Origin of the sequence: Altibacter sp. HG106, from assembly GCF_028561755.1 — a bacterium.
GTDB lineage: Bacteria > Bacteroidota > Bacteroidia > Flavobacteriales > Flavobacteriaceae > DFVG01.
This window is the reverse complement of record NZ_JAQQTD010000007.1, coordinates 121532-134758: the sequence shown is the minus strand read 5'-3', so window position 1 is coordinate 134758 and position 13227 is coordinate 121532. Positions and strand designations below refer to the sequence as shown.

Sequence of the window (13227 nt, the reverse complement as noted above, 5' to 3'; positions counted from 1 at the left end):
CAAGGATTTGACAGCTTTGTACGATTCGCTAGAATGATTTTAAATCTTGAAGGCGTCTCTTTTAGGAAAATAGGCGGTATCGGCTAATTCTTCTTCAATTCGCAACAATTGATTATATTTTGCCATGCGATCGCTTCTTGAGGCAGAACCTGTCTTGATTTGACCGGTATTCAAGGCGACCGCAAGATCGGCGATGGTATTATCTTCCGTTTCTCCGCTACGGTGCGACATCACAGAAGTGTATCCGGCACGATGTGCCATGGAAACGGCTGCAATGGTTTCTGTAAGCGTCCCAATTTGATTGACTTTTATCAAGATGGAATTAGCAATTCCATTTTCAATACCACGTGACAAGCGCTCCACATTGGTCACAAACAAATCGTCACCAACCAATTGCACCTTGTGTCCAACTTTCTTGGTAAGATACTTCCAACCGTCCCAGTCGTTTTCATCCATACCATCTTCAATAGAGATAATAGGATAGTTATCCACAAGCTCCGCTAAATAATCGGCTTGCTGTTCGGAGGTTCGAATCTTTCCTTCGGAACCTTCAAATTTTGTATAGTCGTAAGAACCATCCACAAAAAATTCGGCAGCAGCGCAATCTAAGGCCACCATAATTTCATCACCCCACTGATAGCCTGCGTCTTCGGTAGCTTTTTTAATGGTATCTAAGGCGTCTTCGGTTCCGCCCAAGGTAGGGGCAAATCCTCCCTCATCACCTACGGCTGTACTCAGGTTTCTATCATGAAGTACCTTTTTCAAATGATGAAAAATTTCAGAGCCCATTTGCATGGCGTGCGTAAATGATTTTGCCTTAACAGGCATGATCATAAACTCCTGAAAAGCGATGGGCGCGTCACTGTGAGATCCTCCGTTGATGATATTCATCATAGGTACCGGAAGTGTTTTGGCACTTACACCACCCACATAGCGATATAAAGGTTGTCCCAGTTCGTTTGCGGCGGCTTTCGCACAGGCCAGAGAAACACCGAGAATGGCATTTGCTCCCAACTTTGATTTATTGGGAGTGCCGTCTAGGTCAATCATAATTTGATCGATCATCGCTTGTTCGTATACTGAAACTCCTAAGAGCGTTCCGGCAATTTTTCCGTTGACGTTCTCTACGGCCTTCAGTACACCTTTCCCCATATAATTGGATCCACCATCGCGTAATTCAACCGCTTCGTGTTCTCCTGTAGAAGCTCCAGAGGGTACCGCAGCGCGTCCTACGAATCCATTTTCAGTAATTACGTCCACTTCAACGGTTGGATTCCCCCGTGAATCAAAAATCTGCCGGGCGTGTATATCTATAATTATGCTCATAATAATCGTTTGTTTATCAGGTGAAGATACAAAAGTTGCAGGTTTTCAGCGGAATTACTTCGCCACACCCCGGTATTTTTCATCGAAATTTAACACTAAAACGTTTTCGTTTTCCGCCCAAAAAAAAGCCCATATTAATGGGCTTCTACAGTTTGTGTTTGTTTTATATTGTCCAAAAAGGTGTCGAATAAATATCTCGCATCATGCGGCCCTGGGCTGGCTTCCGGATGATATTGTACCGAAAACACAGGTTTGTTCTTGACACGAATACCAGCAGCCGTCTTATCGTTGAGATGTAGATGCGTAATTTCAATATCGGGGTGCGCTTCTGCCTCTTCGCGATTGATCGCGAACCCGTGATTTTGTGACGTAATCTCACCCTTACCTGTTAGCAAATTTACAACGGGGTGATTGATGCCGCGATGCCCGTGATGCATTTTGTACGTGCCAATACCGTGGGCCAAGGCGATCACTTGATGTCCTAAACAGATACCAAAAAGTGGTGCTCCTGTCGCAATAATTTTCTTGGCAACCGAAATCGCGCCGGATAGCGGTTCGGGATCACCGGGACCATTAGAGATGAAATATCCGTCTGGTTGAAACGCCTGTAATTCTTCGAAAGATGTATTGTATGGAAATACCTTGATATAGCAATCGCGCTTCGCCAAGTTTCTTAGGATATTTTTCTTGATGCCCAAATCAAGAGCCGCTACTTTATAGGTTGCCTTTTCATTTCCGAAGAAGTACGGTTCTTTAGCAGACACTTTACTCGCCAATTCCAGACCATTCATATCGGGCGTTTTAGCCAGTTCCTTCTTCAGTTCAGAAACCTCGTCAACTCGGGTCGAAATAACTGCGTTCATAGCACCATGATCACGAATATAGCTTACCAACGCTCGGGTATCTACGTCGCTAATGGCCAGCAGATTATTCGTTTCCAAAAAGCCTTCGAGTGAATCATCGGCTGCTGCACGCGAATAATGATAGCTGAAATTTCTACAGATGAGGCCAGCGATTTTAACGCCTTCTGATTCTACCTCCTCTTCTTGTGTGCCGTAATTTCCGATGTGCGCATTGGTTGTTACCATTAACTGACCGAAGTAGGATGGGTCGGTGAAAATCTCCTGATAGCCAGTCATTCCGGTATTGAAACAAACTTCACCGAATGCGGTTCCTTCTCTGCCTCCAACTGATTTTCCGTGGAAAATTGTGCCATCGGCCAATAAAATAAGTGCGGGTTTTCTAGATACGTATTTCATGTGAATTTGAATTTGTCAAAGGTACTATTTTTACAAAAGTTGTTGAAATCAATTTTTTAAAAACATATAAACAAAAAAAAGGAGCGCCGAGCGCTCCTTTCAGTTAGTTATCCAATACGGCCGAAAGCATTCGATTGACATCTCTATCACTTCGATACGACAAATCGTTTTTATCTGCATACTGTGCTACGGTTTCCGCTTTAGCGCCAGCCAAGGCTAAGATCGTTCGCTTCTTCAGTTTGAAGCTCTTTAAAGATCCTCCTCGTTTCAGATAGTATTGATCGTGCTGCGCGTATTTATTAGGTCGATTCACCATAGGGTTATCAGATCCTTCATCTATGGTTACATAATAGTTTTTCAGAATAGCAAAAGAATCATTTTCGTAGATCACCTCGTACAACTTACTCGCTCGCATCGAGGGCGTATACACATTTTTAAAAATTCTTCCATTTATGGAAACACTTTCAATTCGGCCCGTGTCGAAGGTAAAGATCGAATCTTTCCCTATTTGGGATTCAATACGATCTCTTAAAATGTTGTAATTAATATTCCGAAGATATAACTGCTTATCGCGATCGGGTATGGTGAAAATACCGGTGTTATTCCATCGCTCGAAGAGATGGACCGACCCTTCTACCTTTTCAGGAGGGTTGATCACCACAGAACTAGTACCGAAATTATTTCCATTCGCTCCGAAAGCTCCAATGGCTTGTAGGTTATTGTTATTCGGATTCACAGGTTGATCCTGTGCGCTGGCGATTGTACAGAGTAATAGCATTCCGAAAAAGAGAGCTTGTGTTTTCATATCATATCAGTATTTAAACATGGATCAAATTTATTATAATGGCCAACTTAAGATTGATTAGACACATAATTTAAAATTTGCTGTAAGTCTTGTTCATCTCTAAAAGAACGACGGTATTTCTTGGCGTATTCCTGCGCGATCTCTTTATCTTCTCTAGATAACATCCCCAAAACGTTCTTCTTAGAAAGTCGTGTTTCTCTGAGGTGATTATTTTGAAGAACGTAATAAGTAGATTGCTTAATTATTTTATCCCGCATCTGTCCGAGCATAGGATTCGGATTTCCCTCTTTTATTTTTACGGAATGTTTTTTCACCAATAAAAAATCTTCCCCTTCAAAAATCAATTCGTAAACTTCATTGGGTTGCGCGTTGGTTCCGTGGGTGATGAAGGTTCGGTTTCCAACGATGGCTCGATTAAACAAGTTAGCGTCGAAGGTAAAGAGGGAGTCTTCAGAAATCTTAGCAATAAAGGATTTTCTCCGAATATCGTAATTGACTCCGCCTACTCGGTACTTTTTCTCAGAAGCAATAAAAGTGGCGGTTTGGTTCCAATCTTCGAACAACAAAGAAGAACCCTCCATGGAAGCCTCTGCGAAAATGAGGTCATCGAATTCCAGAATGTTGAGTCCTAGAATTTTAGAAAAGGTACCCTGAATATTGATCAAAGTACCTTCTTGATTTGCTTGTAAGCCATTAATATTGGTGGAAGCACCGGCAAAGGCAGTAGTAGTTTGAGATTGATTTTGAGCGAACAAGAATGGTGATGCTAAAATCAGAAAGATGCTGATTTGAAATTTCATATCAAATTATTTAATGTTGAAACAAAACCTAATTGACGATCAATTAGCACCTAAAATCAAAAAAACACTACAAACAACTTGCTCTCAGCTATTGATGCTGAACGAAATTCAGGATCTTTTGTAGATCTTCCTCATCGCGAAAAGACATTTCATACTTACGCGCATAGTCTTCAGCAAGTTCTCTCTTTTCTTTGCTGAACAAATCGAGAATATTACGTTTGTTAAAACGAATTTCTTTTAGTTCGGTAGGAGTATCTACAAAATAATCAGAGCGTTGAATAACCTTATCACGCATACGACCAATCATTGGGTTTGGGTTTCCCGGCTGAATGTAGATATCGTACTTTTTCAAGATTGAGAAGTCCTCTCCTTCAAAAATTACTTCAAAGATTACTTGTCGCTTTAAAGGTTCAAAATAATAACTCTTAAAGGTTTTTCCGTCTAAACTGATCTTGTCGATACTCGCAAAGTTCCATCCCTTAATGGAATCGTTTTTCTTACTCTCGAACATGCTTCGTTGAATGTTGAAGTTCATATTGCTAGTAGTAAAGAATCCACCTGTTTTTGGGTAGACACGCGCCGTATTATCCCAACGGTCGAACAAATAAACCGATCCCTCCCGATCAAACTTAGGATTGTAAAACACAGCACTTCCTTGAAGGTTTGCCCGTTGATTTACATTCTGAGAGATGCTTTGCAAAACTTGGGTATTCGCGCTGTTGTTAGCGTCGACATTGCTTCTACCGTTGTCATCAGGTTGTGCCGATACGAGGATCGAACATAGCATTAATGGTAACAGAAAAATGGTTTTCATAGATTTTTTTAAATTTTAGGTAATCAAATAAACAAAGTATATGCCAAAAAAGGGTAAGGCTTTACAAAACCTTACCCTTTCAATATATTAAAAATAATACTGCAATGATGTTTAACTCTTATTCTTCTTCTTTAGCAGCTTTAGTTTGCGTAGCAGGAGCTGTTGTTTTGCTTCCGCCACCACGTCGACTACGACGTGTAGATTTCTTTTTCGCAGGTTTTCCGGCATTGTACAATTCGTTGTAATCAACCAATTCGATCATCGCCATTTCGGCGCTATCTCCCAATCGGCTACCCAGCTTAATAATACGGGTATAGCCTCCCGGACGATCTCCTACTTTTACAGCTACTTCTCTAAACAATTCGGTAACGGCATCTTTTTGACGCAACTTACTAAATACGATACGACGATTGTGTGTCGTATCGTTTTTCGACTTGGTCACCAAAGGCTCTACAAATTGCTTCAAAGCTTTTGCCTTGGCAACCGTCGTGTTGATTCTTTTATGCTCAATTAGGGAACACGCCATATTGGCTAACATAGCCTTACGATGCGCGGTCTTTCTTCCTAAGTGATTGAATTTCTTTCGATGTCTCATGTTCTTATGCTTATATAACTAGTACGCCCTAGTCTTTATCCAATTTATATTTTGACAAGTCCATACCGAAACTAAGTCCTTTGGTACTTACCAATTCCTCTAATTCAGTAAGGGATTTTTTTCCGAAGTTTCTGAACTTCATCAAGTCGTTCTTGTTGTACGAAACCAAATCTCCTAAGGTATCAACCTCGGCAGCTTTCAAACAATTCAAGGCACGAACACTTAGGTCCATATCAACCAATTTGGTTTTTAACAACTGACGCATATGTAAGGATTCCTCATCATAGGTCTCAGTTTGCGCAATCTCATCAGCTTCCAAAGTAATGCGCTCATCACTGAACAACATAAAATGATGAATTAGTGTTTTTGCAGCTTCCGTTAGGGCATCTTTTGGATGAATCGAGCCGTCGGTAATAATTTCAAATATCAACTTCTCGTAATCCGTTTTCTGTTCTACACGGTAGTTCTCGATACTATACTTTACGTTTTTTATCGGAGTATAGATAGAGTCTGTAAAAATCGTTCCTAAAGGAGCATTCGACTTTTTATTTTCTTCGGCTGGAACATAACCGCGTCCCTTTTCGATCGTAATCTCGAAATTCAGGTTCACTTTTTTGTCCATGTGACAAACCACCAAATCGGGGTTTAACACCTGGAATCCAGAAATGAACTTTTGAAAGTCTCCTGCCGTTAAGGTTTCTGATCCGGAAACAGAGATAGTTACCGTTTCGTTATCGATTTCATCAATTTGACGCTTAAAGCGGATTTGTTTCAGGTTCAGGATGATCTCGGTAACATCTTCCACCACACCGGCGATAGTTGAAAACTCGTGATCTACTCCTTCGATGCGAACCGATGTAATGGCAAACCCTTCTAAAGAGCTCAACAATACACGTCTCAATGCGTTACCAACAGTTAATCCATATCCTGGCTCCAACGGGCGAAATTCGAATTTCCCCTCGAAGTCGGTGGAGTTAATCATGATAACTTTATCAGGCTTCTGAAATGTAAATACTGCCATAATATGACGGGTGTGTTTTTATTATTTAGAATACAATTCTACGATGAACTGCTCGTTGATGTTTTCAGGAATCTGGATGCGCTGTGGTACAGACACAAAGGTTCCTTCTTTCAAGTCACCATTCCAAGTGATCCATTCGTACACGTGACTCGCGTTGTCTAGTGATGCTTCGATAGCGGTAAGTGATTTCGATTTTTCACGAACACCTACCACATCTCCCGCTTTTAATTGATAGGATGGGATGTTTACTTTCTCACCATTTACCGTGATGTGACGGTGTGATACCAATTGACGTGCCGCGGGACGGCTAGGAGCGATCCCCATTCGATACACTACGTTATCGAGACGCGATTCACAAAGCTGTAGCAACACCTCACCGGTAATTCCGGGAGCGGCCGTCGCTTTCTTAAACATGTTACGGAATTGACGCTCTAAAATACCATAGGTGTATTTTGCTTTTTGCTTTTCAGCAAGCTGAATTGCGTATTCCGACTTCTTCCCGCGACGACGGTTGTTTCCGTGCTGTCCCGGAGGGTAATTTCTTTTTTCGAACGACTTATCGTCTCCGAAGATAGCCTCACCAAATTTTCGGGCTATTTTAGTTTTTGGACCAGTATATCTTGCCATTTCTATTGATTTATTGAAGGGAACCTTAAATTAAGGTCGTTGTTAGCTTATCCTCTAAGGTTCTTGGTTCCTTCAGGTGATTGATATTATAAAATTATACTCTTCGACGTTTTGGAGGTCGACATCCATTGTGCGGAAGCGGTGTTACGTCGATGATCTCAGTAACTTCAATTCCGGCATTGTGAATAGAACGAATCGCCGACTCGCGCCCGTTTCCAGGTCCTTTAACGTATACTTTAACTTTACGTAGACCTGCCGCATGCGCAACTCCTGAAGCATCTTCAGCAGCTAATTGAGCAGCGTAAGGAGTGTTCTTCTTAGAACCTCTAAAGCCCATTTTACCGGCAGAAGACCAAGAAATAACATCTCCGTTCTTATTCGTTAACGAAATGATGATGTTGTTGAAGGAGGCAGTAACATGTGCTTCTCCTACCGACTCAACATTCACTTTCCGTTTTTTAGCGGTTTTCGCTTTTGGGTTAGACTTTGCCATTTCTAGTGATTATTTAGTTGCCTTCTTCTTGTTAGCAACAGTTTTACGTTTTCCTTTTCTTGTTCTCGAGTTATTCTTCGTGCGCTGCCCTCGTAAAGGAAGACCAGCTCTGTGACGAATACCTCTGTAACATCCGATGTCCATCAAGCGTTTGATGCTCAATTGAACTTCGCTACGTAGTTCACCTTCGATTTTAAACGATCCAACCGCTTCACGAATGTTTCCGATTTCATCATCGTTCCATTCGTGTACCTTTTTGTTCTCGTCTACTCCGGCTTTTTCAAGTATTTCTTGGGCCCGGCTTTTACCGATTCCGAAGATATACGTTAACGCGATTACACCCCTCTTTTGTTTAGGGATATCGACACCTGCGATTCTTGCCATAATTATCCTTGTCTTTGTTTGAACTTAGGGTTCTTTTTATTAATTACATATAGTCTGCCTTTTCTGCGAACAATTTTGCAGTCGGCACTTCTTTTCTTTATAGATGCTCTTACTTTCATAACCTTAGTATCTGTATGTTATTCGAGCCTTTGTTAAATCGTAAGGGCTCATTTCTAATTTTACTTTGTCTCCGGGTAACAACTTAATGTAGTGCATGCGCATTTTACCCGAAATATGGGCGGTCACAATATGACCGTTTTCCAGTTCTACTCGAAACATTGCATTAGACAATGCTTCAACAATGGTTCCATCTTGTTCTATTGCGGGTTGTTTTGCCATAATTATGCTACTGCTTTTCTGTTTTTACCACTTTTCATCAAGCCATCATAGTGACGGTTCAATAAGTAGGAGTTAATTTGTTGCATGGTATCAATTGCCACCCCAACCATAATGAGGAGTGATGTACCACCGTAGAACAATGCCCATCCCGACTGAATCCCTAAGATCTTCACAACGAAGGCAGGAAAAATTGCGATCAATGCTAAGAAAATAGATCCTGGCAGGGTGATTTGTGACATAATTCTATCTAAATATTCGGCGGTATCTGTTCCTGGCTTAATTCCGGGAATAAACCCACCGCTGCGTTTCAAGTCGTCTGCCATTTTATTGGTAGGCACTGTAATCGCGGTGTAAAAGTACGTAAATATGATAATTAACGCAGCAAACACCACATTGTACCACAGACCAAAAATATCGCTAAAGTTGGCCTGAATAGTCTGTGCCCAGTCGCTATCTGACAAGCTCGCCACTGCTGAAGGCACGAACATGATGGCTTGTGCAAAGATGATCGGCATTACTCCAGAAGCGTTTAGCTTTAACGGAATAAACTGACGGGCTCCAAAGATATTCTTCTCATACCCACCTGTCGCCGTACGACGTGCGTACTGGACGGGTATTTTTCGAACCGCCATGACCAACATCACAGAGGCTAAAATAATTACGAACCAGATCACCAATTCGATCAAGATCATGATCAATCCACCGTTCGATTCAAATACGCGAGCAGCGAATTCCTGAACGAATGAAAGCGGGAGGGTGGCGATAATCCCTACCATAATAAGGATCGAGATACCATTTCCGATTCCTTTATCGGTGATCTTCTCACCCAGCCACATGGCGAAAATACATCCTGTGACCAAAATGATGGTCGAAGAGATGTAGAACATGGGCGTTTGTCCTAAGATAAACGCTTCTGCGGGAACTCCCAGTGCGGGAAGACCGGCCAAATAACTTGGTGCCTGAATCAAACAAATACCAATGGTCAACCATCGGGTGATTTGTGTGATCTTTTTTCTACCACTTTCACCTTCTTTCTGAAGCTTCTGTAGGTACGGTACTGCAATCTGCATTAACTGCACCACAATGGAAGCTGAGATGTAAGGCATGATCCCCAGTGCAAATACGGAAGCATTTGCAAACGCACCTCCAGTAAACGCATTGAGTAATCCGCCAATTCCACCGGTATCAAAATTACCGGCAAATTCGCTCAAACGCGATGCGTCGATACCCGGAAGCACCACTTGGGCACCAAATCGGTATACCAATAAAAAACCTAGCGTTACCATAATACGGTCGCGCAGTTCTTCTATCTTGAAAACATTCTTTATGGTCTCAATAAATTTCATCCTTGATCTAAGATTAAAGGGTTACAGCTTCACCTCCTGCAGCTTCGATAGCTTTCTGGGCAGAAGCGGTAAACTTATGAGCAGACACTTTTAATTTCGCCTTCAGTTCTCCTCTTCCCAAAATCTTCACCATGTCATTCTTATGAGCCAAGCCCATTTCCACCATAGTGTCGAAATCTATTGTATCCTTAATTTTTTTATCGTCTACCAATTGTTGCAATGTATCAACATTGATTCCTTGGTATTCTTTGCGGTTACGGTTGTTGAAACCAAACTTAGGAACACGACGCTGTAGTGGCATTTGCCCTCCTTCAAATCCAATTTTCTTGGAATATCCAGAACGAGACTTTGCCCCTTTATGTCCACGGGTAGAGGTTCCACCTTTACCGCTTCCTTGGCCACGCCCTACGCGTTTTCCTTGGTTTTTAACCGAACCTTCTGCTGGTTTTAAGTTACTTAAATCCATTGCGTATGTCTTAGTTGGTTTCTACTGAAACCAGGTGATTAACTTTTTTTATCATACCAAGAATGCTTGGCGTGTCGTCATGCTCTACAGTTTGGCCTATTTTACGTAAGCCAAGTGCCTCAAGCGTTCTCTTTTGATGTTGTGAGCGGTTGATTGCACTGCGAACCTTTGTTACTTTAATTTTTGCCATGATTCCTGTGATTATCCTTTATACAATTTCTCCAAAGAGATTCCTCGTTGTTTTGCTACCGTTTGTGCACTACGCAATTGTAGTAGCGCATCAAAAGTAGCTTTTACCACGTTATGTGGGTTGGAAGATCCTTGTGACTTTGAAAGTACGTCATGTACTCCTACGGCTTCCAGTACTGCACGAACAGCACCTCCAGCAATTACCCCTGTACCAGGCGCTGCCGGTAATAAGGTAACACGAGCTCCCCCATACTTCCCTTTCTGCTCATGCGGAAGGGTCGCTTTATTTAGAGGAATGCGTACTAAATTTTTCTTTGCATCTTCGATCGCTTTGGCAATGGCGCTAGCCACGTCTTTCGACTTTCCTAGTCCCTGTCCTACGACTCCGTTCTCATCTCCAACAACCACGATGGCTGAAAATCCAAAAGCTCTACCCCCTTTAGTTACTTTGGTAACACGTTGTACTCCTACCAAACGATCTTTAAGATCTAGGCCGCCGGGTTTTACTATTTCTACGTTTTTATAATCTTGATACATAATACTTTTAGAATTTTAATCCGCCCTCGCGAGCTCCTTCAGCTAATGATTTAACGCGTCCGTGATACAAATATCCTCCGCGATCGAAAGCAACTGTGTCGATCCCTGCCTTTTTAGCTTTCTCGGCAATTGCCTGTCCTACTAATTTGGCGACGTCGCTCTTATTGACTTTTGATGCGTCAATGTCTTTATCTCTTGAAGATGCAGCGGTAATGGTAGTTCCATTTACATCGTCAATAAGTTGCGCATAAATTTCTTTATTGCTTCTGAAAACCGCCAAACGAGGTCGCTGCTCTGTTCCAGAGATCGTCTTTCTGATTCGATTACGAATACGGTTTCTTCTACTATTTTTAGATAATGCCATAACTTAATTTCTTATGCAGATTTACCTGCTTTTCTTCTAATATGTTCACCAACAAAACGGATTCCTTTTCCTTTGTAAGGCTCTGGCTTACGGAAGCTGCGGATTTTAGCGGCAACTTGCCCAACCAACTGTTTGTCGTGCGATGTTAATATTACGATAGGGTTCTTACCTTTTTCAGATTGTGTTTCCACTTTCACTTCTGGAGCGATGTCCATCACGATGTTGTGAGAAAACCCAATGGCCAAATCCAATTTTTGCCCCTGGTTGCTGGCACGAAATCCAACTCCAACCAATTCTAACTTCTTGGTGAAGCCTTCAGAAACCCCTGCAATCATATTGTTGATTAGAGCTCTGTATAAACCGTGCTTTGATTTGTGATCTTTGGCATCAGAAGGACGTTCTACTACAACTTTTCCTTCTTCTACCGATACGCTAACGGCATCAAACTGCTGCGTTAACTCGCCTAATTTCCCTTTCACGGTAACAGCGTTGTCTTTTACTTCCACTGTTACACCTTCTGGGATAGCTACCGGGTTATTACCTATTCTTGACATTTCTTGTCTTTATTTAATTAGTATACGTAACAAAGTACTTCTCCTCCTACATTCTGCGCTTGCGCCTGCTTTCCTGTCATAACTCCTGCGGAAGTTGACACGATAGCGATTCCCAAGCCGTTGAGGATGCGCGGCATTTCTGAAGAACCTGAGTACTTACGTAAACCGGGTTTACTAATTCGTTGAATTTTTTTAATGACAGGATCTTTGGTCAACTTGTCATACTTCAAGGCGATCTTGATGGTTCCCTGAGGACCATTATCGTCTTCAAATTTGTAGCTCAAGATGTACCCCTGATCGAAAAGGATCTTTGTGATCTCCTTTTTCAGGTTGGAAGCGGGTATCTCTACCACGCGGTGTCCTGCACTAATAGCATTTCTAACTCGAGTTAGATAATCTGCAATTGGATCTGTTTTCATTTAGTTGTATTTACGGTAACGGTTTTCGCCGGTCATCCGGCAAACCTGAAACCCATTAAAGTTTATTACCAGCTGGCTTTACGCACCCCTGGGATCAATCCGTTATTGGCCATTTCACGGAACATAACCCGTGACACACCAAACTGACGCATATATCCTTTAGGCCTTCCCGTTAGTTTACAGCGATTGTGCAAACGAACCGGCGACGAGTTTTTTGGTAACTTCTGAAGTGCTTCCCAATCGCCTGCTTCTTTCAAAGCTTTGCGTTTTTCGGCATACTTCTTTACCATTTTCTGTCGTTTCACCTCGCGGGCTTTCATTGATTCTTTAGCCATCTTAGTTCTTTTTAAAAGGTAATCCTAATTCGGTTAATAATGATTTCGCTTCCTTGTCGGTTTCCGCAGAAGTGACGAACGTAATGTTCATCCCTTCGATCTTCTTCACACGGTCAATATTCACTTCCGGGAAAATGATTTGTTCCGTAATTCCCAAAGAATAATTTCCTCTTCCGTCGAAACCGGTAGCGTTAATCCCGTTAAAGTCACGTACGTTAGGAAGGGCCGTTGTAATCAAACGGTCTAAAAATTCGTACATACGCTCTCCGCGAAGGGTAACTTTTGCCCCGATGGGCATTCCCTTACGAAGTTTGAAGGTAGCGACATCTTTCTTAGAGATGGTTGCTATCGCTTTCTGACCGGTAATATTAGAAAGCTCCTCCACGGAATTGTCGATCAATTTCTTATCAGCTACTGCCGCTCCAATCCCTCGAGAAACAACGATACGTTGCAACTTAGGAACTTGCATAACATTCTTGTAGCCAAATTCATCGGTTAGGGCGTTTACAACACGCTCCTTATATTCTTGCTTAAGTCTTGGTGTGTATGCCATA

At 42.0% G+C, this 13227-nt stretch carries 21 protein-coding genes; all 21 read right to left on the bottom strand.

Going from position 1 to position 13227, the window contains the following annotated elements; all coding sequences use genetic code 11:
• Window positions 1-39: 39 nt before the first annotated feature.
• A complete protein-coding gene (gene eno, locus PO830_RS12895; protein WP_272853990.1) occupies window positions 40-1326 on the bottom strand; it encodes a phosphopyruvate hydratase in 1287 nt (428 codons plus the stop codon).
• Between the two features lie 134 nt (window positions 1327-1460).
• Window positions 1461-2585, bottom strand: coding sequence for a glutamine-hydrolyzing carbamoyl-phosphate synthase small subunit (carA, locus tag PO830_RS12890; protein ID WP_272853989.1), 1125 nt, complete (start codon window positions 2583-2585; stop codon window positions 1461-1463).
• A 103-nt stretch (window positions 2586-2688) separates the two neighbouring features.
• Window positions 2689-3390: a hypothetical protein gene (locus tag PO830_RS12885; protein WP_272853988.1), complete on the bottom strand. Its 702-nt coding sequence runs from the start codon at window positions 3388-3390 to the stop codon at window positions 2689-2691.
• A gap of 47 nt (window positions 3391-3437) precedes the next feature.
• Window positions 3438-4190 (bottom strand): hypothetical protein, encoded by a 753-nt coding sequence (locus PO830_RS12880; RefSeq protein ID WP_272853987.1) that lies wholly within the window; start codon window positions 4188-4190, stop codon window positions 3438-3440.
• Between the two features lie 88 nt (window positions 4191-4278).
• Entirely contained in the window at window positions 4279-5004 is a 726-nt protein-coding gene (locus PO830_RS12875) for a hypothetical protein (protein WP_272853986.1), read from the bottom strand.
• A gap of 118 nt (window positions 5005-5122) precedes the next feature.
• Window positions 5123-5599 carry a 50S ribosomal protein L17 gene (gene rplQ / locus PO830_RS12870; protein ID WP_272853985.1) on the bottom strand — a complete coding sequence of 159 codons (477 nt, stop codon included), beginning with the start codon at window positions 5597-5599 and terminating at the stop codon, window positions 5123-5125.
• Between the two features lie 28 nt (window positions 5600-5627).
• Entirely contained in the window at window positions 5628-6620 is a 993-nt protein-coding gene (locus tag PO830_RS12865; RefSeq protein ID WP_272853984.1) for a DNA-directed RNA polymerase subunit alpha, read from the bottom strand.
• A gap of 21 nt (window positions 6621-6641) precedes the next feature.
• Complete coding sequence (gene rpsD, locus PO830_RS12860; RefSeq protein WP_272853983.1) at window positions 6642-7247, bottom strand: 30S ribosomal protein S4; 606 nt, start codon at window positions 7245-7247, stop codon at window positions 6642-6644.
• A 94-nt stretch (window positions 7248-7341) separates the two neighbouring features.
• A complete protein-coding gene (rpsK, locus tag PO830_RS12855; RefSeq protein ID WP_272853982.1) occupies window positions 7342-7740 on the bottom strand; it encodes a 30S ribosomal protein S11 in 399 nt (132 codons plus the stop codon).
• Between the two features lie 9 nt (window positions 7741-7749).
• The gene (gene rpsM / locus PO830_RS12850; RefSeq protein WP_272853981.1) at window positions 7750-8124 is read right to left on the bottom strand and encodes a 30S ribosomal protein S13; all 375 of its coding nucleotides are present in this window, start codon (window positions 8122-8124) and stop codon (window positions 7750-7752) included.
• Window positions 8125-8126: 2 nt separating this feature from the next.
• On the bottom strand, window positions 8127-8243 hold the full coding sequence (gene ykgO, locus PO830_RS12845) for a type B 50S ribosomal protein L36 (RefSeq protein WP_015361145.1): 117 nt from the start codon (window positions 8241-8243) through the stop codon (window positions 8127-8129).
• A 4-nt stretch (window positions 8244-8247) separates the two neighbouring features.
• A complete protein-coding gene (infA, locus tag PO830_RS12840; RefSeq protein WP_034259287.1) occupies window positions 8248-8463 on the bottom strand; it encodes a translation initiation factor IF-1 in 216 nt (71 codons plus the stop codon).
• 2 nt (window positions 8464-8465) lie between these two features.
• A complete protein-coding gene (gene secY / locus PO830_RS12835) occupies window positions 8466-9809 on the bottom strand; it encodes a preprotein translocase subunit SecY (RefSeq protein ID WP_272853980.1) in 1344 nt (447 codons plus the stop codon).
• A gap of 13 nt (window positions 9810-9822) precedes the next feature.
• The gene (rplO, locus tag PO830_RS12830) at window positions 9823-10275 is read right to left on the bottom strand and encodes a 50S ribosomal protein L15 (RefSeq protein ID WP_272853979.1); all 453 of its coding nucleotides are present in this window, start codon (window positions 10273-10275) and stop codon (window positions 9823-9825) included.
• Window positions 10276-10285: 10 nt separating this feature from the next.
• A complete protein-coding gene (rpmD, locus tag PO830_RS12825; protein WP_272853978.1) occupies window positions 10286-10465 on the bottom strand; it encodes a 50S ribosomal protein L30 in 180 nt (59 codons plus the stop codon).
• 11 nt (window positions 10466-10476) lie between these two features.
• Complete coding sequence (gene rpsE / locus PO830_RS12820; RefSeq protein ID WP_272853977.1) at window positions 10477-11001, bottom strand: 30S ribosomal protein S5; 525 nt, start codon at window positions 10999-11001, stop codon at window positions 10477-10479.
• A gap of 7 nt (window positions 11002-11008) precedes the next feature.
• Complete coding sequence (rplR, locus tag PO830_RS12815) at window positions 11009-11365, bottom strand: 50S ribosomal protein L18 (protein WP_272853976.1); 357 nt, start codon at window positions 11363-11365, stop codon at window positions 11009-11011.
• Window positions 11366-11376: 11 nt separating this feature from the next.
• A complete protein-coding gene (rplF, locus tag PO830_RS12810; RefSeq protein WP_272853975.1) occupies window positions 11377-11919 on the bottom strand; it encodes a 50S ribosomal protein L6 in 543 nt (180 codons plus the stop codon).
• Between the two features lie 17 nt (window positions 11920-11936).
• Window positions 11937-12338: a 30S ribosomal protein S8 gene (rpsH, locus tag PO830_RS12805; RefSeq protein ID WP_272853974.1), complete on the bottom strand. Its 402-nt coding sequence runs from the start codon at window positions 12336-12338 to the stop codon at window positions 11937-11939.
• Window positions 12339-12403: 65 nt separating this feature from the next.
• Window positions 12404-12673, bottom strand: coding sequence for a 30S ribosomal protein S14 (rpsN, locus tag PO830_RS12800; RefSeq protein ID WP_272853973.1), 270 nt, complete (start codon window positions 12671-12673; stop codon window positions 12404-12406).
• Between the two features lies 1 nt (window position 12674).
• Window positions 12675-13226 (bottom strand): 50S ribosomal protein L5, encoded by a 552-nt coding sequence (rplE, locus tag PO830_RS12795; protein ID WP_272853972.1) that lies wholly within the window; start codon window positions 13224-13226, stop codon window positions 12675-12677.
• Between the last annotated feature and the right edge of the window lies 1 nt (window position 13227).

Excerpts from the sequence above, each read along its gene's own strand:
- eno (WP_272853990.1), bottom strand. The coding sequence starts at position 1,326 with ATGAGCATAATTATAGATATACACGCCCGGCAGATTTTTGATTCACGG.
- carA (WP_272853989.1), bottom strand. The coding sequence starts at position 2,585 with ATGAAATACGTATCTAGAAAACCCGCACTTATTTTATTGGCCGATGGC.
- PO830_RS12885 (WP_272853988.1), bottom strand. The coding sequence starts at position 3,390 with ATGAAAACACAAGCTCTCTTTTTCGGAATGCTATTACTCTGTACAATC.
- PO830_RS12880 (WP_272853987.1), bottom strand. The coding sequence starts at position 4,190 with ATGAAATTTCAAATCAGCATCTTTCTGATTTTAGCATCACCATTCTTG.
- PO830_RS12875 (WP_272853986.1), bottom strand. The coding sequence starts at position 5,004 with ATGAAAACCATTTTTCTGTTACCATTAATGCTATGTTCGATCCTCGTA.
- rplQ (WP_272853985.1), bottom strand. The coding sequence starts at position 5,599 with ATGAGACATCGAAAGAAATTCAATCACTTAGGAAGAAAGACCGCGCAT.
- PO830_RS12865 (WP_272853984.1), bottom strand. The coding sequence starts at position 6,620 with ATGGCAGTATTTACATTTCAGAAGCCTGATAAAGTTATCATGATTAAC.
- rpsD (WP_272853983.1), bottom strand. The coding sequence starts at position 7,247 with ATGGCAAGATATACTGGTCCAAAAACTAAAATAGCCCGAAAATTTGGT.
- rpsK (WP_272853982.1), bottom strand. The coding sequence starts at position 7,740 with ATGGCAAAGTCTAACCCAAAAGCGAAAACCGCTAAAAAACGGAAAGTG.
- rpsM (WP_272853981.1), bottom strand. The coding sequence starts at position 8,124 with ATGGCAAGAATCGCAGGTGTCGATATCCCTAAACAAAAGAGGGGTGTA.
- ykgO (WP_015361145.1), bottom strand. The coding sequence starts at position 8,243 with ATGAAAGTAAGAGCATCTATAAAGAAAAGAAGTGCCGACTGCAAAATT.
- infA (WP_034259287.1), bottom strand. The coding sequence starts at position 8,463 with ATGGCAAAACAACCCGCAATAGAACAAGATGGAACCATTGTTGAAGCA.
- secY (WP_272853980.1), bottom strand. The coding sequence starts at position 9,809 with ATGAAATTTATTGAGACCATAAAGAATGTTTTCAAGATAGAAGAACTG.
- rplO (WP_272853979.1), bottom strand. The coding sequence starts at position 10,275 with ATGGATTTAAGTAACTTAAAACCAGCAGAAGGTTCGGTTAAAAACCAA.
- rpmD (WP_272853978.1), bottom strand. The coding sequence starts at position 10,465 with ATGGCAAAAATTAAAGTAACAAAGGTTCGCAGTGCAATCAACCGCTCA.
- rpsE (WP_272853977.1), bottom strand. The coding sequence starts at position 11,001 with ATGTATCAAGATTATAAAAACGTAGAAATAGTAAAACCCGGCGGCCTA.
- rplR (WP_272853976.1), bottom strand. The coding sequence starts at position 11,365 with ATGGCATTATCTAAAAATAGTAGAAGAAACCGTATTCGTAATCGAATC.
- rplF (WP_272853975.1), bottom strand. The coding sequence starts at position 11,919 with ATGTCAAGAATAGGTAATAACCCGGTAGCTATCCCAGAAGGTGTAACA.
- rpsH (WP_272853974.1), bottom strand. The coding sequence starts at position 12,338 with ATGAAAACAGATCCAATTGCAGATTATCTAACTCGAGTTAGAAATGCT.
- rpsN (WP_272853973.1), bottom strand. The coding sequence starts at position 12,673 with ATGGCTAAAGAATCAATGAAAGCCCGCGAGGTGAAACGACAGAAAATG.
- rplE (WP_272853972.1), bottom strand. The coding sequence starts at position 13,226 with ATGGCATACACACCAAGACTTAAGCAAGAATATAAGGAGCGTGTTGTA.